The 18,013-nt window shown below is 73.8% G+C and carries 19 protein-coding genes; 5 read left to right on the top strand and 14 right to left on the bottom strand.

The annotated features are described in order from the left end of the window. The first annotated feature begins 64 nt into the window (after window positions 1-64). Window positions 65-4,477, top strand: coding sequence for an HAD-IC family P-type ATPase (locus ACIRNI_RS05970; RefSeq protein WP_403548685.1), 4,413 nt, complete (start codon window positions 65-67; stop codon window positions 4,475-4,477). Window positions 4,478-4,531: 54 nt separating this feature from the next. Here ACIRNI_RS05970 and ACIRNI_RS05965 read toward each other — a convergent pair whose 3' ends face one another. From ACIRNI_RS05965 to ACIRNI_RS05935, 7 genes are all read right to left on the bottom strand, one after another. Continuing rightward, window positions 4,532-5,224 carry a VTT domain-containing protein gene (locus ACIRNI_RS05965; RefSeq protein WP_355363094.1) on the bottom strand — a complete coding sequence of 231 codons (693 nt, stop codon included), beginning with the start codon at window positions 5,222-5,224 and terminating at the stop codon, window positions 4,532-4,534. A 103-nt stretch (window positions 5,225-5,327) separates the two neighbouring features. Then, on the bottom strand, window positions 5,328-5,597 hold the full coding sequence (locus ACIRNI_RS05960) for a hypothetical protein (RefSeq protein ID WP_403548683.1): 270 nt from the start codon (window positions 5,595-5,597) through the stop codon (window positions 5,328-5,330). Window positions 5,598-5,714: 117 nt separating this feature from the next. Continuing rightward, window positions 5,715-6,473: a MerR family transcriptional regulator gene (locus ACIRNI_RS05955; RefSeq protein WP_403548681.1), complete on the bottom strand. Its 759-nt coding sequence runs from the start codon at window positions 6,471-6,473 to the stop codon at window positions 5,715-5,717. Between the two features lie 45 nt (window positions 6,474-6,518). Then, entirely contained in the window at window positions 6,519-7,133 is a 615-nt protein-coding gene (locus ACIRNI_RS05950; RefSeq protein ID WP_403548679.1) for a PadR family transcriptional regulator, read from the bottom strand. Window positions 7,134-7,190: 57 nt separating this feature from the next. Continuing rightward, window positions 7,191-7,730, bottom strand: coding sequence for a DinB family protein (locus ACIRNI_RS05945; RefSeq protein ID WP_403548677.1), 540 nt, complete (start codon window positions 7,728-7,730; stop codon window positions 7,191-7,193). 117 nt (window positions 7,731-7,847) lie between these two features. Then, the gene (locus ACIRNI_RS05940) at window positions 7,848-9,305 is read right to left on the bottom strand and encodes an aldehyde dehydrogenase family protein (protein WP_403548675.1); all 1,458 of its coding nucleotides are present in this window, start codon (window positions 9,303-9,305) and stop codon (window positions 7,848-7,850) included. 103 nt (window positions 9,306-9,408) lie between these two features. Continuing rightward, window positions 9,409-10,290, bottom strand: a complete 882-nt coding sequence (locus tag ACIRNI_RS05935; protein WP_355363106.1) for a helix-turn-helix transcriptional regulator — start codon at window positions 10,288-10,290, stop codon at window positions 9,409-9,411. 309 nt (window positions 10,291-10,599) lie between these two features. Here ACIRNI_RS05935 and ACIRNI_RS05930 point away from each other — a divergent pair, with 309 nt between their 5' ends. Further along, entirely contained in the window at window positions 10,600-11,142 is a 543-nt protein-coding gene (locus ACIRNI_RS05930; RefSeq protein WP_403548673.1) for an ATP-binding protein, read from the top strand. Window positions 11,143-11,221: 79 nt separating this feature from the next. Here ACIRNI_RS05930 and ACIRNI_RS05925 read toward each other — a convergent pair whose 3' ends face one another. The 5 genes from ACIRNI_RS05925 to rpmG form a co-directional block, all read right to left on the bottom strand. Then, a complete protein-coding gene (locus ACIRNI_RS05925) occupies window positions 11,222-11,461 on the bottom strand; it encodes a DUF397 domain-containing protein (protein ID WP_355363110.1) in 240 nt (79 codons plus the stop codon). Window positions 11,462-11,694: 233 nt separating this feature from the next. Then, a complete protein-coding gene (gene rpsR, locus ACIRNI_RS05920; protein ID WP_355363112.1) occupies window positions 11,695-11,943 on the bottom strand; it encodes a 30S ribosomal protein S18 in 249 nt (82 codons plus the stop codon). Window positions 11,944-11,947: 4 nt separating this feature from the next. After that, window positions 11,948-13,081 carry a CobW family GTP-binding protein gene (locus ACIRNI_RS05915; protein ID WP_403548670.1) on the bottom strand — a complete coding sequence of 378 codons (1,134 nt, stop codon included), beginning with the start codon at window positions 13,079-13,081 and terminating at the stop codon, window positions 11,948-11,950. Beyond that, complete coding sequence (locus tag ACIRNI_RS05910) at window positions 13,081-13,344, bottom strand: type B 50S ribosomal protein L31 (protein ID WP_355363116.1); 264 nt, start codon at window positions 13,342-13,344, stop codon at window positions 13,081-13,083. Before ACIRNI_RS05910 ends, ACIRNI_RS05915 begins: the two co-directional genes overlap by 1 nt. 8 nt (window positions 13,345-13,352) lie before the next feature. After that, entirely contained in the window at window positions 13,353-13,517 is a 165-nt protein-coding gene (gene rpmG, locus ACIRNI_RS05905) for a 50S ribosomal protein L33 (RefSeq protein ID WP_003999141.1), read from the bottom strand. Window positions 13,518-13,590: 73 nt separating this feature from the next. Between rpmG and rpmB the strand changes: the two genes are divergently transcribed. From rpmB to ACIRNI_RS05890, 3 genes are read left to right on the top strand one after another with little or no spacing between them, the layout of a single operon-like run. Continuing rightward, window positions 13,591-13,827, top strand: coding sequence for a 50S ribosomal protein L28 (gene rpmB, locus ACIRNI_RS05900; protein ID WP_344356933.1), 237 nt, complete (start codon window positions 13,591-13,593; stop codon window positions 13,825-13,827). Next, window positions 13,827-14,132: a 30S ribosomal protein S14 gene (gene rpsN, locus ACIRNI_RS05895; RefSeq protein ID WP_355363119.1), complete on the top strand. Its 306-nt coding sequence runs from the start codon at window positions 13,827-13,829 to the stop codon at window positions 14,130-14,132. Before rpmB ends, rpsN begins: the two co-directional genes overlap by 1 nt. A gap of 46 nt (window positions 14,133-14,178) precedes the next feature. After that, on the top strand, window positions 14,179-14,697 hold the full coding sequence (locus tag ACIRNI_RS05890) for a hypothetical protein (protein WP_403548667.1): 519 nt from the start codon (window positions 14,179-14,181) through the stop codon (window positions 14,695-14,697). Here the strand turns inward: ACIRNI_RS05890 and ACIRNI_RS05885 are convergent. Then, a complete protein-coding gene (locus ACIRNI_RS05885; protein ID WP_403548665.1) occupies window positions 14,694-16,739 on the bottom strand; it encodes an FUSC family protein in 2,046 nt (681 codons plus the stop codon). The two genes, ACIRNI_RS05890 and ACIRNI_RS05885, sit on opposite strands and share 4 nt — an antisense overlap. A 69-nt stretch (window positions 16,740-16,808) precedes the next feature. Then, entirely contained in the window at window positions 16,809-17,936 is a 1,128-nt protein-coding gene (locus ACIRNI_RS05880) for a DUF2786 domain-containing protein (RefSeq protein WP_403548663.1), read from the bottom strand. Window positions 17,937-18,013: the final 77 nt, after the last annotated feature.

Genomic DNA, 18,013 nt, shown 5'->3' with positions numbered 1-18,013 from the left:
ATATTTAGGGTAGCCATTCCGGGACGGTTGAATCGGAATGACGGACGGACCGGAGGCAGTGCCCATGTCACCGTTGCCAAGTCCCCACCTGTGGTCACCCGGTCTGCTCGCGCCGGTGGCGTCGGGCGTGACGTACGGCGTCGCCGCCGGGGTGCGCGGTGCCGCCGACGTCGCCGGCCGGCTGATCGGCCTGCCGCAGCGCGGCGTCTGGTGGCGGCCCGGCCGCTGCTACATCGAGGTCCACGGGGTGCACGGCGTCGGCGGCGAGCGGGTCGCCACGCGGGTGGAGCGGGCCCTGGAGGGCCACCCCGGCGTGCTGTGGGCGCGCGTGAACGCGCCCTCCGAGCGCGTGGTCGTGGCCGTCTCCTCGCCGCCGCCCGCCGAGCGCGAGCTGGTCGCGCTGGTCAAGCAGGCGGAGGGCGACGCGCACCCGGACGAGTTCGACGAGTGGTGCCCCGAGCCGCACCACCCCTGCGAGGGCCCCCGGACCCGCCAGTCGGTGCCCGTGCTGGCGGCGGACACCGTGGGTCTCGGCATCACCGCCGTACGGCAGCTCGCGCCCTGGATCCGGCTGCCCCCGGAGGTGGCGGCGGTCTTCGGCGCCCTCCAGCACCACCCGAAGCTGCGCCACCTGGTCGCCGACCTCAGCAGCGCCGAGCAGGCGGAGTCCGTCCTTCCCGTGGTGAGCGCCCTCGCGCAGGGCGTCGCCACCCGGGGCGGCGGGCTGGCCCTGGACGTGTTCGAGCGGGTCGCCCAGTGGCGCGAGGCCACCGCGGAGCGCAAGGCGTGGGCCGACGCCGAGCCGGACCTGGTGCGGGGGCCGGAGGACGCCGAGGCGGAGCCGCTCGTCGTGGACCGCGCCGGTCCGACGCCGAAGGACTCGGTCGACCGGTACGCCGAGCGGGCCATGGCGGCGGGCCTGGCGGCCGGGGCCCTGACGGTGCCGTTCGCCGGGCTGCGCCGCGGCATCGCCGTCGCGCTCTCCGCCGTCCCGAAGGCACCGGAGGCGGGCCGCGAGGGTTTCGCGACCAGCCTGGGCCGGGCCCTGGCGATGCGGGGCGTGGTCACCATGGACCGGAGCGCCCTGCGGCGGCTGGGCCAGGTGGACACCGTCGTCCTGGAGGAGGACGCGCTGCGCAGCGACCGGTACGAGCCGGTCGACCTGGAACTGCTCAGCGGCGCGGACCCGGAGGCGACGGCCGGGCGGTTGTTCACGCTCTTCGACGCGGACGCGCCGCTCGGGACAGCACGCGACGACGACGGCTGGGTGCTCGGCCCGCTGGACGAGCTGGACCTGACGGGCCGGACCGGGAAGCAGGCCGACGCCCGACTGCGGCGCCGGGGCGCCGAGCGCACGCTGGGCCTCGCGAAGGGCCGCCGCCTGATGGCGGTCGCCGGGCTCGGTACGCAGACGGCGCCCGGCGCCGAGGCGGTCGCGGCGGCGGCCCGCCGCGCGGGCGCCCGCGTGGTGCTGGCCACCGACCGCGAGGCACCGGCGTTCACCTTCGCCGACGCGGTGGTCCCGGCGGGCAAGCGCCTGGTCGCCTCCGTACGCGGCCTCCAGGCCGACGGCGCGGTGGTGCTGCTGGTCTCCGGCAACCGGCGCGCGCTCGGCGCGGCGGACTGCGGCGTCGGCGTGCACCGGGACGGCGAGCCGCCCGCCTGGGGCGCGCACCTGATCGTCGGCTCCGACCTCGAATCGGCCGGGATCATCGTGGACGCCGTCGGCATGGCCGCCCGCGTGGACCGGGACAGCGCCGTGCTCGCCGCGGGCGGCAGCGGGGTCGGCGCGGTCGCCGCGCTCCAGGGGCCGCCCGCCCAGGCCACCGCCCGGGGCATGACGGCCGGTACGACGGCCGCGAGCGTGGCCTTCTGCCTGGGCACCTGGCGCGCCCGGCAGCTGCTCTCCCGGCCCCTCGCGCCGCCCGTGACCACGGTGCCGTGGCACCTGATGCCCACCGAACGGGTCCTGGAGCGGCTGAACACCACCGCGGAGGGGTTGAGCGCCGAGGAGGCGGCCGACCGCAGCGGGGGTCCGCGCGGCGGCAACGAGCCCGCGCGGCTGACCCTGCCGTCGGCGTTCATCGAGGAGCTGTCCAACCCCCTGACGCCCGTCCTGGCCGGTGGCGCCGCGCTCGCCACCGCCGTCGGCTCGCGCACCGACGCCATGCTGGTGGCCGCCATCACCGGCACCTCCGCCCTCATCGGCGGCTTCCAGCGGGTCCGGACCGAGCGCGCCCTCGCCGAGCTGTTCCGCCGCTCCGCGATCGGCGCGCGCGTACGCCGCGGAGGGCGCGAGCGGCTGGTGACGGCCGGCGACCTGGTGGAGGGCGACGTCATCCTGCTGCGGCCCGAGGACGTCGTACCGGCGGACTGCCGTCTGCTGGAGGCCGAGGGGCTGGAGGTCGACGAGTCGTCGCTGACCGGCGAGTCGCTCGCGGTCCACAAGGACCCGGCGCCGGTGGTCGCCACGGACCTCACCGGCCGCCGCTCCATGGTCTACGAGGGCACCACCGTCTCCTCCGGGCGGGGCGTGGCGGTCGTGGTCGCGACCGGGTCCAGCACCGAGGTCGGGCGCAGCCTCGCCACCGCGCGGCAGGCGGCGCCCGAGACGGGCGTGGAGGCGCGGCTGGCGAAGCTGACCCGTACGAGCCTGCCCATCGCGCTCGGGTCGGCGAGCGCGGTCGTGGCGTCGGGCCTGGTGCACGGGCGGCCGCTCGCGGACAACCTCGCCTCCGCCGTGAACCTCGCCGTCGCCTCCGTACCGGAGGGGCTGCCCTTCCTGGTGAACGCCGCCCAGCTGGCCGCCGCGCGGCGGCTCGCTGACGTCGGGGCGCTGGTGCGCAACCCGCGCACCATCGAGGCGCTCGGCCGCGCCGACGTGCTCTGCTTCGACAAGACCGGCACGCTCACGGAGGGCAAGCTCCAGCTCGCGGGCGTCAGCGACGGGGACGGCACCCTGGCGCCGGACCGGCTGGACAACCGGCGCAAGGACGTCCTCGCCGCCGCGCTGCGCGCCACCCCGCCCGCCCGGCAGTCCGAGCCGATGGCCCACCAGACCGACCGCGCCGTGACGGCGGGCGCGCGCACCGGGAAGGTGACCGTGCGGCACGGGGCGGCGCGCTGGCGGCGGCTGGACACGCTGCCGTTCGAGCCGTCGCGGGCGTACCACGCGACGTCGGGTCGGACCACGCACGGGCTGCTGCTCAGTGTGAAGGGCGCGCCCGAGAACGTACTGGAGCGGTGCGCCCGGCGCCGCGGCCCGGACGGCGAGGGCCCGCTGGACGAGGCGGGGAACGCGCGGTTGACCGCCGAGGCGGAGCAGCTCGCGGGCGCCGGACGGCGGGTGCTCGCGGTGGCCGAGCGGCGGATGGGCGAGGACGAGGACCTCGCCGACGACAGCGTGCGGGACCTGGTGTTCCTGGGGTTCCTCACGCTGGCGGACCCGGTACGGGCCGGGGCCGCGCCCGCGACGGCGCGGCTGCGGGAGGCGGGCGTGCACACGGTGATGCTGACCGGCGACCACCCGGCCACCGCCGACGCCATCGCGTCCACGATCAGCGACGTCACCGACCCGAAGGTCTGCACCGGCGCGGAGCTGGACGAGCTCGACGACGACGCGCTCGACGAGTTGCTGCCCACGGTGGACGTCATCGCGCGGTGCAGCCCGCACCACAAGGTGCGCATCGTCCAGGCGTACCAGCGGGTGGGGCGGGTCGTCGCGATGACCGGCGACGGCGCGAACGACGCGCCCGCCATCCGGCTCGCCGACATCGGCATCGCGCTGGGGCGGCGCGGCACGCCCGCGGCGACCGCCGCCGCGGACCTGGTCGTGGGTGACGACCGGCTGGAGACGATCGTCGAGGCGCTGATGGAGGGCCGGGCCATGTGGGCGTCGGTGCGGGCCGCGCTCGGCATCCTCATCGGCGGCAACCTCGGCGAGGTCACCTTCAGCGTGCTGATCTCCACGCTGACCGGCTCCACGCCGCTGAACGCCCGCCAGATCATGCTGGTCAACCTGCTGACCGACCTGGCGCCCTCGCTGGCCATCGCGGTGCGCGAGCCGGCCGCCCACAACGCCGAGCGGCTCATGTCCGAGGGGCCCAGCCGCTCGCTGGGCAGCGCCCTGACGAACGAGATGCTGCTGCGCGGGGCCATCACCGCGACCGGCGCGGGGCTGGCGTGGACCGGTGCCCGCCTCACCGGGCGCGGGAAGCGGGCCAGTACGGTCGCGCTGGCCGCGGTCGTCGGTACGCAGCTGGCGCAGACGCTCGCGACGGGCGGGCTGGACCGGAACGTGCTGGCGGCGAGCCTGGGGTCGGCGGCGGTGCTGGCCGCCGTGATCCAGACGCCGGGGGTGAGCCAGTTCTTCGGCTGTACGCCGCTGGGGCCGGTCGGCTGGGGCATCGCCCTGAGCGCGATCGCCACGGCGACGGTGCTGGGGATGGTGCTGTCACCGGTGGTACGGGAGCGGTGAGCGCGGGTACGGGAGCGGTGATCCGGGCCCGGCTCGGCGCCGGGCCCGGCAGACTCAGCGCTTGGCGTGGCGGCCGCGCTGGGCGGGCGGCAGGGTGCCGTTCCGCTCGTCGGCGGCGGCCTGCTTCTTGCTCTGGGAGCGGGCCCGCAGGTACTCGATGACGATCGGGACGACCGAGATCAGCACGATCAGGACGAGGATCTTCTCGATGTGCTGGTGCACGAAGTCGATCTTGCCGAGGGACGCGCCGAGGAGCGTCACACCGGCGCCCCACAGGACACCGCCGATGATGTTGAACGTGATGAACGAGCGGTAGTTCATCCGGCTCACACCGGCGATGATCGGCGTGAACGTCCGCACGATCGGCACGAAGCGGGCCAGGATCAGCGACTTGGGGCCGTGCTTCTCGAAGAACTCGTGCGCCTTCTCGACGTTCTCCTGCTTGAAGAGGCGCGAGTCCGGGCGCTTGAAGAGCGCCGGGCCGACCTTGCGGCCGAAGAGGTATCCGACCTGGTCGCCGATGATGGCGGCGGCCACGATGAGCGAGCACACGGCCCACAGGGGCGTGTCGAGCTTGCCGGTGGTCACCAGCAGGCCGGTGGTGAACAGCAGGGAGTCACCCGGCAGGAAGAAGCCGATGAGAAGGCCGGACTCGGCGAAGACGATGACCAGGACGCCGATCAGACCGAAGGTCTGGATCAGATAGTCCGGGTCCAGCCAGCTCGGTCCGAGCGCAAGCGTATTCACGGTTCCGGGGCTCCTGGGTTGGTGGGCGGGACGGCTGCCCAAAGCTATCAACGCTTCCGGCCCCGTCCCGGTTCCACCGCCCCCCCCATGGTCGGTCCCGCGCCTACGCGGACTGCTCGCGGTACTCCCGGGTGTCGACGATCAGCGTGCCGTCGTGCTGCTCGTAGTGGGAGAGCGCGAGCCCGAGGCCGAAGAAGGTGGGCGCCCATTCACCGACGAAGATGCCCCACCGGTCGGCGCGGGCGAGCCCCGTCCCGGGTTCCATGTTCAGGGACGCGGCCCAGGTGGCGACGGAGAGGCCGATGGACGCGAAGGCGGCCAGGTAGGCGTGCTCGCTCCGGACCCCCATCTCGTGCAGCTTCCTGATAACCATGGTGGCTCCTTTCCGGCGGTACCGAGGGTGGTACCGATGGCCGTACGCGACGAGGTGCCCAAAACGGAGCAAGCCATTCCGGATGTCGTCCGGAATGGCTCTGCCACGCGCGGCGGATCAGCCGCGGCGGGCCGCGTTCGCCACGATGGCGTCGTGGAGGTGCGCCGCGAAGCCCGGGGTCATCGCGTCGAAGTAGGCCGTGAAGCGCTCGTCCGTGACGTACATCTCCGCCAGGCACTGGTGCATCTCGTACGAGCACGCGTAGTGCCACCGGCCGATCTGCTGCCGGTGCTCCTCCGCCAGCTCCATCGCGCGCTCACCCGTCGGCGGCTCGCCCTCCGCCATCAGCGCCTGGTAGCGGGCGCCCCAGTCGGCGTTCTCGTCCTGCATGCGCTGCCAGTCCGCCTTGGTGTAGCGGGCGGCGCGGCGCTGCGACTCGCGGTACGCCTCCGTGTCGCCCCAGCGCTGCTCGACCTCCTCGGCGTACTGCTCCGGGTCGTGGTCCCCGAAGACCTCGAACTTCTCCTCGGGCGTGAGGTTGATGCCCATCTGCCTCGCCTCCATGGCGTGCTCGACGGCCTCGGCCATCCTCGTCAGCTCGGCGATCCGCGCGGTCAGCAGCTCGTGCTGGCGCCGCAGGTGCTCCCGCGGGTCCGCGTCGGGGTCGTCGAGGAGGGCCGCGACCTTGTCGAGCGGGAAGCCGAGCTCCCGGTAGAACATGATCTGCTGCAGCCGGTCGAGGTCACCGTCGTCGTAACGCCGGTGCCCCGCGTGGCTGCGGGCGCTCGGGGAGAGCAGCCCGATCTCGTCGTAGTGGTGCAGCGTGCGCACCGTCACCCCGGCGAAACCGGCGACCTGTCCCACGGAGTAGCTCATCGCTTCCCGCTCCTCACTGATCGGTACGTCCCTCAGCCTGAGGGCTCACGCGACGTGAGGTGCAAGTCCTGATTCTCCGAGGACGCCGACGAAGGGCGGGCCCTCGCCCGCGAAGGTGTACGCGCCCCGCTCGATCCGCTCGATGAGGCCGCGGGTCCACGCGGCCCCCGCGTCCGCCGAGTGGACCCAGAGGTTCATGATCTCGCCGATGTGACCCAGCGCCTCGGGTCCCTCCTCCGGGGTGTAGCGCTCCAGGACGTCGGCCTTCCACCGCTCGATGGCGGCCAGCCGCCGCCCCAGCAGCGCGAGCGCCTCCTCGCGCTCCAGGTCGACGAGGAAGCCGACCGCCGCGGTGAGGACGTCGACCTTCTGGTCGTACGAGGTCAGCGACGCGCGCAGCAGCGCGAAGTACTCCTCGGTGCCCTGCTCGGTGAGCTCGTACTCGGTGCGCGGCGGCCCGCCGGCCGTGCTCGGCGCGGTCTCGTACGCGCGCAGCAGCCCCTGGCGCGCCATCTGCTTGAGCGCGTGGTAGATCGAGCCGGGCTTGGCGTGGGACCACTCGTGCGCGCCCCAGTACTCCAGGTCGTTGCGGACCTGGTAGCCGTGCGCCCGCCCGTGCTGGCGTACGGCCCCGAGGACCAGCAGCCGGATCGCTGACATCGCCGTTTCCTCCTGGTCGCTTCCGACCAGGCTACGCAGCCGGACCCGGCGGCGGGGTCACACGTCGCGCTCCATGTCCACCAGCTCGAACGCCGTCTTCCCGTCCAGCGACTCCCGGATGATGTCGGCGTGACCGGCGTGCCGGGCGATCTCCTCCACCAGGTGGAGCGCCATCCAGCGCATCGACACCCGCCCGTCCTTCGGGAACCAGGGCGCCGGCGGCAGCGGGAAGGTGTCGTCCAGGCTCGGCACCGCCCGCAGGAACTCCTCGGTCTCCTTCGCCACCCGGTCCCAGAAGGCCAGCACGTCCGCGACCGACTCGTCCTCCGTCAGCCGGAAGGCGTCTCCCCAGGTCTCCTGGGTGCGGGCGCGCTCGTTCGGCTTCTGCTGCGCCATCCGCAGCCAGCTCAGCTCCGCCTCGGCGACGTGCTTGACCAGGCCCGAGAGCGACAGCTCACTGGCGCTGGGCCGCGACGCCGCCTGCTCGTCCGTCAGTCCGAGCACCGCGCGCCGGACGCCGCCGCGCTGCGCCTCGATGAAGGCGAGCAGCGCGCCGCGCTCGTCGCCGTGAGCCTCCGCGGGAACGTGAGTGACCATGATCCGTCCGCCTTCCGACCGGGGGGAGGGGCACCGTCCGCACCCCTCCAACACCCGCCACACTACGAACCGTTGAGGACAGATACCGTCCTCTATCCCCGGTTTCCGGAAGACTTCTCAGAACGGGAAGCGGCTGCGGCCGTACTGGATCGAGATCCACTTGTACGTGGTGAACGCGTCCACCGTCGCCTCGCCGTTCAACCGCCCGACACCGGAGTGCTTCTCACCTCCGAACGGCACGATCGGCTCGTCGTGCACGGTGCCGTCGTTGATGTGGATCATGCCGGTGTGGACGCGCTGCGCGAGCCGTACGCCGCGCTCCACGTCGCCCGTGTGGACGGCGCCGCTCAGCCCGTACGGGGTGTCGTTGGCGATCCGTACCGCCTCGTCCTCCCCGTCGAAGGGGATCAGGATCGCCACCGGGCCGAAGATCTCCTGGCTCAGCACCGGGGAGTCGGCCGGCAGACCGGTCAGGACGGTCGGCGCCACGACGTTGCCCGCGGTCGCGCCGCGCACCAGCGCCGTCGCGCCCGCCTCGACGGTCTGGTCGACGAGCGAGGAGACCGCCTCGGCCTGCGTGGAGTTGATGAGCGGCCCGAGGTGGGTGGCCGGGTCGGCCGGGTCACCGGCCTTGAGGGTGCGCACCTTGGCGACGAACTTCTCGGTGAACTCCTGCTCCACCGACCGGTCCACCAGGATCCGGTTCGCCGCCATGCAGACCTGCCCCTGGTGCACGAACCGGCTGAAGACCGCCGCGTCCACGGCGTAGTCGACGTCCGCGTCGTCCAGGACGATGAGGGCGCTGTTGCCGCCGAGCTCGAGGACGGCGCGCTTGAAGTTGGCGGCGCAGACGGTGGCGACGTGGCGGCCGACCCGGTCGGAGCCGGTGAAGGAGATGACCTTGGGCACCGGGTGCTCGATCAGCGCGTCGCCGATCTCGGCGATGTCGGTGATCACGACGTTGAGCAGGCCGGGCGGCAGGCCCGCGTCCTCGAAGACCTTCGCGACCAGGGTGCCGCCGAGGATCGGGGTGTTCTGGTGCGGCTTGAGGACGACCGCGTTGCCGAGGGCGAGGGCCGGGGCGACCGACTTGATCGACAGGAGGAAGGGGAAGTTGAAGGGGCTGATGACGCCCACGACCCCGACCGGGACGCGGTAGAGGCGGTTCTCCTTGCCGTCGACCGGCGACGGCACGATGCGGCCCTCGGGCCGCAGCGCCAGGTGGATCGACTCGCGCAGGAACTCCTTGGCGAGGTGGAGCTCGAAGGCGGCCTTGGTGCGCGTGCCACCGAGCTCGGCGATGATCGCCTCGGTGATCTCGCCCTCGCGCTCCTCGATGATCCGCAGCGCCCGCTCGAAGACGGCGCGGCGCGTGTACGGGTTGGTGTCGGCCCACGCGCGCTGGGCCCGCTCGGCCGCGCGGTAGGCCTGGTCTATCTCGTCGACGGTGGCGACGGTGATGGAGGCGAGCTTCTCCTCGTTGTACGGGTTGAAGTCGATGATGTCCCACGAGCCGCCGCCGGCCCGCCACTCACCGTCTATGTACTGCAGGGCCAGGTCTGTGAAGTACGACATGCCATTCCTTCCGGCAGGCAGGCAGGCGCGTAGGCGTGCGGGCGTGCGGGCTCAGGGGGTGGTCAGTTCCGCTGTGTTGACGTGTCGTCATCGTACTGACGAGTCAGGTGAGTTGGAGGAGACCCCTGAGAAGATCCCGGCTCTCCTCCGGCCCCGGGCTGTCCTGATGCAGCCGCCCCATGACCCGCTCGTACTGGGCCACCTCCTCGCGCTTGTCGAGGTACAGCGCGCTCGTCAGCTGCTCCAGGTAGACGATGTCGGAGAGGTCGGACTCGGGGAAGCGCAGCAGGGTGAAGGCGCCGCTCTCGCCCGCGTGGCCGCCGAAGCTGAACGGCATGACCTGGAGGGTGACGTTGGGCCGCTCCGAGACCTCGATCAGGTGCTTGAGCTGGTCGCGCATCACGGCGCGGTCGCCGTACGGGCGGCGCAGGGCCGCCTCGTCGAGAACGGCGTGAAAGTGCGGTGCCCGCTCGGAGACGAGGATCTTCTGGCGCTCCAGGCGCAGCGCGACCCGGCGGTCGATCTCGGCGCGGGGGGCGTCGGGCATGCCGCGCGTGACGACGGCGTGCGCGTACTCCTCGGTCTGCAACAGGCCGTGGACGAACTGCACTTCGTAGATCCGGATGAGCGAGGCGGCGCTCTCCAGACCGATGTACGTCTGGAACCAGCCCGGCAGCACGTCGCCGTAACTGTGCCACCAGCCGGCCAGGTTGGCCTCGCGGGCGAGCCCGAGGAGCGACTCGCGCTCGGTCTCGTCGGTGACGCCGTAGAGCGTGAGCAGGTCCTCGACGTCCCGCGCCTTGAAGCTCACCCGTCCCAACTCCATGCGGCTGATCTTTGATTCGGACGCCCGGATCGAATAGCCGGCGGCCTCACGGGTGATGCCGCGCGACTCGCGCAGCCGCCGCAGCTGCGAGCCCAGCAGGATGCGCCGCACCACGGAACCGCTCGATTCACTTGCGGTCACGTCTCCAACCCTCCCCATCGCTGATGTGTACGACGGAGCACCCCCGAGCCCCGAGATGCCGGATTCTGCCACCAAACGCTTCAGCGTGTACTCGATCGGTTACGGATAGGCGAAGCCTTGACCGTGCGGAGCCGCCGTGACGAGCGGTGAAGTGAAATCCGTTGCCGGAAGATATGGCCAGTAACCGTCACGGGGGTGGACAGGTCGGGCACGTGCACGTGCATCTGCCCTTGCATCAGGTGGTCGCATTCGGAACCATGGTCCCCGCGCACCTGCGTACTCGTTCGTGTTGTCGCACCACAGCCGCGAATCCCGGGAGTGCCTCGCATGGGGACGAATGGATCGACCATGCTCGAGCCGTTAAGGCAGGGGCTTCCGCCGATCGATGCCGCTTCCGTCTCCAGCTCCGCCTCCTGCGCCCTGCCGGCCCGCTACGAAGCGGTGCGCGGCGCACGCCGGTTCACCGCGGCGACGCTCGCCCAATGGGATCTGAACGACCGCTTCGACGACGTCTCGCTCGTGGTCTCCGAACTCGTCACCAACGCGCTGCGGCACGCGCTGCCCGCGGACGCGCCCGGCCGGGACGCCCTCTCCCCCGGCGAGTCGCCCCCGGTACGGCTGCACCTGATGCGCTGGGCGAGCCGACTGGTGTGCGCGGTCCGCGACCCGAGCCCGGACAGCCCGACCGCGCGCGAGTCCGCCGAGGACTTCTCGGCCGAGTCGGGCCGGGGCCTGCTCCTGGTCGAGTCCTTCAGCGACAGCTGGGGCTGGCACCCGCTGGCCGGGACGCTGCGCGGGAAGGTGGTCTGGGCGCTGTTCCGGCTGCCGGACACCCCGCCGGGCGCACCCGCCGCGACCCCGGCGCCGTAGGCCCAGGCCCTATGAAGAGCCAGGCGGGCGCGGCCGTGCCGCGCCCGCCGGGCCGCCACGCTCGCCGTGCCGCCGCGCCTCAGCCGCCGACCAGGTGGTCGAACTCGCCGTCCTTCACGCCCAGCAGCAGCGCCTCTATCTCCGCCGGCGTGTACACCAGCGCGGGCCCGTCCGGGTGCCGTGAATTGCGTACGGCGACGTCGCCGCCGGGCAGTTTGGCGAACTCCACGCAGGAGCCCTGCGAGTTGCTGTGTCTGCTCTTCTGCCAGACGACCCCGTGAAGCTCTGTGGCCGCCATGCCGTTGTACACGTGGTGCACAGGACGCTCCCCGAGATACATGGTGCAGATGTCAACTATGCGCGATCATAGCTTCGTTCATATGCACCTGCATGAGCAGATGCACGTGCACGCCGGGTGGTCCTTCCGTTACACCCCCCGTCCAGGAGTAAAGACGCACGAAAGGCCTTTCTGGCTCCCGCACCTGCGCAGGTATGCACGCGAAGGCCCCCCGCCTGGGCGAGCGGGGGGCCTGTACGGGGCGCGCGGAGACGTCAGCGCGGGGACGACGAGTACGGCAGCAGCGCCATCTCGCGGGCGTTCTTGATGGCCCGCGCGAGCATCCGCTGCTGCTGCGCCGAGACGCGCGTCACACGCCGGCTGCGGATCTTGCCGCGGTCCGAGATGAACTTCCGCAGCAGGTCGGTGTCCTTGTAGTCGACGTACGTGATGCCGTCGCGGTCCAGCGGGTTGGGCCGGTTCTTCGCGGGCTTGCGATCGGCGGCGGAGCGGCGGGGGGACATGGGGTCAGACCTCCAGGAGGGCGTCGAAGGCGGACGGCAGCCGCTGCCAGGCCTCGCGGCCCGCGGCGTACTCCGCGTCGGTGAGCAGGCAGGAGTCGAGCAGCTCGGCGAGCCCCTCGCGGTCCAGGCCCGGCGAGGTGAAGACGAGGTGCTGGCAGCGGTCCCCGTGCTCGGGGTCCCAGTCCAGCGCGGCGGCCGCCCGGCGCACCGGCGGGACCATCTCCCAGGCGGCGTCCGGCAGCGAGGCGAGCCACGGCCCGGCCGGCTCGACGCACAGCGCGCCGCCCGCCGCGTCCCACGCCAGCAGCGTGTCGGGCCGGTCCGCCAGCCAGAACCGCCCCCGGCTGCGGGCGGCCGCGCAGCACAGGTCCTCCAGCGCCGCGTACAGCCGGCCCGGGTGGAACGGCCGGCGCCGGTGCCACACGTACGTACCGACGCCGTGCGCGTCCGCGTCCTGCGGCAGCAGCGCGCACGCCGGGTGCTGCGCCGCCGCCGCGGCCTCGACGTCGAAGCCGGCCAGCGCGGCCGCCGCCAGGTCCCCCGCCGGGTCCCCCTCCACCGGGACCCGGCGGGCGGTCGGGTGCAGCTGGGCGAGCAGCGCCCGGTCCTCGTCGTCGGCCTCGGGGCTGTCGAGGACGGCGAGGACGGGCGCGTACTCCAGCTGGCGCGCCCAGGTGTCGGCGACCGTGCGCTGGTCGGTGGCGGCCGCGGCGAGGCCCGCCTCCATCAGGTCGTCGCCGTTGCCGAGGTACGGCAGGAGGAGCGCCGGGTCCACGGCCGTGATGACGGACGTGACCCGCAGTCCGGCCGCCGCGACCACCTCGGCCATCGCCTTGGGCTCGACGGAGTCCCACAGCTCGACGACCGCGAGCCGGGTGAGCCCGGCATCCGCCAGCCGCTCCAGCTCGGGCACCAGGTCCTCGCGCAGCGCGCAGCACGCGCAGTCGTTGACCAGCGGCGTCTCACCCGTCGACAGCACACCGGTGGCGTCCCGCACGGTACGGACGACCGTGCCCTCGGGCGCCGTCGACAGGTCGTGGTGGAGCGCCACGCTGCCGGGGACGGTGGCGAGCAGCCGCTCCACGGCGGCGGCGCGGGCGTCCGCGTGCAGCCCGCCGACGATCGCGACGGCCAACATCAGCGCGCCCCGCGGCGGCCGTCGGCCCCGTAGCGCTTCTGGAACTTCTCCACGCGCCCGGCCGTGTCCAGCACCCGCGCCTGGCCCGTGTAGAAGGGGTGGCTCGCGGAGGAGATCTCGACGTCGATGACGGGGTAGGTGTTGCCGTCCTCCCACTCGACCGTCTTGTCGCTGGTGGCGGTCGAGCGGGTCAGGAAGGCGAAGCCGCCGGCCTTGTCACGGAAGACGACGGGCTCGTACGGAGGGTGGATTCCGGGCTTCATCGCTGGGCTCAGCGCTCCTCTCGGAAGTCGACGTGCCGTCCGACGACCGGGTCGTACTTGCGCAGCGTCATGCGGTCGGGGTCGTTACGGCGGTTCTTGCGGGTCACGTAGGTGTAGCCGGTGCCGGCGGTGGACCGGAGCTTGATGACCGGTCGGAGTTCGTTGCGGGCCATGGGGCGAGAGTATGTGAAAATGGTTTCCATTACCAAGCCACAGTCTTGGAAGGCTCACGAGAGGTAGGTCACCTTGTCCGCCCACTGCCAGCTGACCGGCGCCCAGCCGGGCTTCGGCAACCGCATCTCGCACTCCCACCGGCGTACGTCGCGCCGCTTCGACCCCAACATCCAGCGCAAGCGCTACTGGCTGCCGAGCGAGGGCCGGTACGTCCGGCTGACCCTGTCCACCAAGGGCATCAAGACCGTCGACACCATCGGCATCGAGGCGGCGGTGGCCCGTATCCGCGCCCGCGGGGTGAAGGTCTGATGGCCAAGAAGAGCAAGATCGCGCGCAACGAGCAGCGCAAGACGGTCGTCGAGCGGTACGCGGCCCGGCGCGCCGAGCTGAAGGCGCTCATCCGCCGCCCCTCGACGCCGGAGGCCGAACGCCTCGCCGCCCAGGCGGAGCTGCGGCGCCAGCCGCGCGACGCCAGCCCCACGCGCGTACGCAACCGGGACAGCGTGGACGGGCGGCCCCGCGGCCACCTGCGGAAGTTCGGCATGTCCCGGGTGAACGTGCGGCAGCAGGCGCACGCCGGGTTCCTGCCGGGGGTGCGCAAGTCCTCCTGGTAGTACGCGGACACGCCCGCCGGCCCGTACCGGCTGGTAGCTTGGCGCCGTGAACGCGCAGAGGCTCGTACGGAACGCGGCCGTCGCGGCAGCCGGTTGCGCGGCCGCGCTCGCACTGACCGGCTGCGGCGGCGGCGCGGACCCGGGCGACGGCCGAGGGAAGACCGACGGCGGCGTGTCCCCGGCACCCTCGCCCGGCACCCCGTCCCCGGCGGCTTCCCCGGCCACGCCGACGGCCGCGCCCGCACCCCCGCCCGCCCTCGAAGGCGCCTGGCTCGGCGTCACCGACGGCAAGGCCGTGAACCTCACCGTCAAGAAGGGCCACGCCGTCGTGCTCGCGGAGTCCCGGCTCTGCCAGGGCTTCGCGAAGGACGCGGGGCAGGGCGTGGTCTCCCTGACGGTGAAGTGCCGGGACGGCGGCACGGACCGGGCGCGCGGCACCGCGCGGGAGGCCGCGGGCGGAAAGCTCGTCGTGACCTGGGACGGCGGCACCACCGACACGCTCACCAGGGCGACGGTCGGCGAGAACGTCCCGACCTCGCTGCCGTCCCTGCCGCCGCAGCCCTAAGGACTGTCCCGCAGGGCGTCGGACAGCGACTCCAGCGCCTCGCGCAGCAGGCGCACGCCGTCGCGGACGACCGGGTCCGGGACCTCGGCGTCCCCGACCCGCACCTCGTCCCAGCGCGGCACGCGGCGCTCGCGGATGTCCTTGGCGCCGCGTGCGGTCGCGCGGCGCAGGGTGTCGGCGAGGGCGGCGGCCGCGGGCAGCGGGGCGGCGTCGCGGTCCGGGAGGTGCGCCTCCATCAGCATCGTGACCCGGCCCAGCTGCGCGAGGGCCTGCTCCGCGCCGTCGGCGGCGGCGTGGGACAGGCCCCGGTGCCTGACCGGCTCGTGGGTGGCGCGCGCGTGCGCCTCCTGCCACGCGACCCGGGCGGTACGGGTGGCGAGGACGGCTTCCCGTACGTCGGCGGCGGCCTCGCCGTCGCGCCCGGCGGCCGGGTTCGCGTAGTGGGCGAGCACGCAGGCGGCGTACCGCCCGTCCGCCGCCAGCCAGTCGGCGAGCCGCCCGCGCAGCCGGGGCGTCTCCCACGCCGGGTACACGGCGTACGCCACCATCGCCAGCACGCCGCCGAGCAGCGTCAGCAGCACCCGCTCCGGGACCGTCTGGTCCCAGGTCTCGCCGCCCATGCCGAGCAGGAACACGACGTACGCCGAGACGCAGACCTGCGCGGCGGCGTAGCCCGTACGCATCAGCAGGAACATCCCGAAGGCGCAGCACACGGCGAGCGCGGCGGAGGTGTACGTGCCCGGGGTCGCGGTCCGGACGACGGCGGTGGCCAGCGCCACGCCGAGCAGGGTGCCGCAGAAGCGGGCCACCGAGCGGGCGTAGGTCTGCGTGAAGTCGGGGCGCATCACCATGACGGCGGCCATCGGCGCCCAGTAGCCGTGCCCGAAGGGCAGCGCCGCGCCGAGGAGGTAGCCGAGCCCGGCGACGGCCGAGACGCGCACGGCGTGCCGGAAGACCGGTGAGCCGCCGCGCAGTTCGCCCCGGACGTCGCGCACGACGCCGGGCAGGAGGCTCAGGAGCGGGGGGCGTGCGCGGGCCTCGCCCGGTTCGGCCCGGCCGCTGGGCGCCGCCGTCTCGACGACGTCCTCCAGGAGCGCGGCGAGGCGGACGGCCGCGCGGCGGGCCGGGCCGGTGAGGATCGCCCCGGTGTCGGGCGTGCGGAGGGCGGCGAGCGCTGCGGGCGGGATGGTGGCCGGGCGGCCGTGGCGGATCGCGTCGGCGGCGGTGTCGAGGACGGTCCCGGCGGCGCCGAGGAGTTCGCGCACCCGGTCGCGCTGCGGGCCCTCGCGCGGGACGCCGATCGCCGGGTCGGCGAGCGAGGCGAGCACCGGCCGGATGCGTTCGGCGAGCCCGCGCGCCCCGTGCAGTTCGGCCGGCCGGCGGCGGGCCTGGCGGCGGGTGACGGCGGCGGCGCTGCGGGCCGTCATGAGCGGCACCGGGTCGAAGGGCGCGTGCGGGTCGTGCCGCAGCCGCCGCGCGTAGTCGGCCTCGGCGGCCAGCGCGCCGGCGAGCGCGTCGCGGTGCGGGCCCCACCGGCGGAGGGGCACGAGCACGATGAGCGCGGCCTGGACGAGCCCGCCGGCGGCGATGACGAGCGCGTGGCCGGCCGCGGCGGCGACGGAGGTGGGGAGGGTGACGGTGACCAGCATGATGGCGACGTTCGACGACGCGATGACCCCGGCGGTCGGTCCGGCGACCCACGCGAGACCGGCGAGGAACGTCCACGCCACGAGCAGGCAGAGGAACAGCACAGGGTGAGCGCCCGTCAGGTACCCGATGAAGGTCGACACGGCGAGACTCACCCCGGACGCGAGCGCCAGCGTCGGCCGGGGCCGCCAGCTCCGCTGGAAGGTGGCCACCGCCGCCTGGAACGCCCCGAACGCCGAACTCACCGCCACGGCGGGCCCGAACGCCGTGAGGCTCACCCCGACGACCAGCGCCAGCCCGACGGCCCCCCGCAGCGCGACCAGCGGCTCCAGCCGCCGCCGCTCCACCGTCAGCCCCGCACGGGCGGTCGCCTTGAGCGCGCGGAGCCAGGTCATGGGCACGAGGGTAACGGCATACCCCGACATACCGGACAGAAGGCCCGACGGCGAAGACGCGGACACCCCCTAGCGCGGCAGCGCGCCTCCCGGGGGCTCGGTCCTGGCCCGGTCGGCCGCGTCCCGGCCGTGCTCCCAGCCCGCCGCGTCCGTCGCGCCGCGCACGCGGGTGGTCGTCGTGGCGGGGAACATCCGGTCCGCCTGCGCCGTCACCGCCACGTCCCGCGCCGCCAGCACCGGCAGCAGCGTCGGTTCGCCGGCGGCGACCCGGCGCGACGTGGACGCCAGCCGGTCGCCTATCCGCTGCGCGTACGCCAGCAGGAACGACTGGCGGAACGTCTTCGTACGCTTCCGCCCGCCCGCGCGCTGCGCGGCCTCCGCCTTCGTCATCGCGCCCGTGCCCTGCACCAGCAGCGAGGTGTAGAGGAGCTCGACGACCTCCAGGTCCGGTTCGTAGCCGACGACCGTCGAGAAGCCGAAGGCCTCGTTCCACACGGCCCGGCAGTGGTTCGCCGCCGCGACGGCGTCCAGCAGGATCGCCTTCGCCGTCTCGTACGGCGCGTCGACGCCGATGCGCCTCGCGGCGGGCTCGTCCGCGCTGTGGGTGCGCGCCGCGAGCGCCGCCTCGTCGAGGCTGTGGCGCGCCATCAGCTCCTGCGCCTTCGCGGTGAACGCCTCCGCCTCCTCCGGATACCCCGTCGCCTCCGCCTTGGCGAGCAGCGCCCGGATCCGGGCGAGCATCCGCGGCTCGCCGTGCACCGGCACCGCGTACGGCACGGCGGCGCCCGGCGCCGGGCCGACCGGCTCGATCGCGGGCAGCCGGGCCAGCAGCCGGTACAGCTCCAGCACGGCCGTCGCGTAGGAGAAGCGGTCCGCGCGCCAGGCGGCGCCGGCGGGCAGCTCGGCGAGCTGGGCGGCCCAGCGGGGCGGCAGCTCGGCGTACGCCCGCGCCTCGGCGGCGATCAGCTCCGACACCAACCGCACATGGTGCTCGTCGAGCTCGCGCCGTACCAGCCGGACGACATCGGCGGGCTGCCAGCCGCGCTGCCACGCCCCGCGCACGAACTCCTCGCCGCGCCGCGCCAGCTCCTCGTCCGCGGCCGGGTCGGCGGCGAGCAGGGACGCGCCGGTGTCGAGCGCCGCGTCGTCCTCGGCGTACAGCGCGGCGGCCAGCGCCTTGTCGACCGCGGTGCTCATCGCTGCCGCTCAGCCAGCGCCCGGCGCGCCCGGCCGCTCGCCATCCCGGTCCCTCCACCCCTGCGCGACCCCACCGC

The organism is Streptomyces sp. NPDC093546 (assembly GCF_044765045.1).
GTDB lineage: Bacteria > Actinomycetota > Actinomycetes > Streptomycetales > Streptomycetaceae > Streptomyces.
Note: the sequence above shows the minus strand (reverse complement) of the source record. Positions and strands in the feature narration are given on the sequence as shown.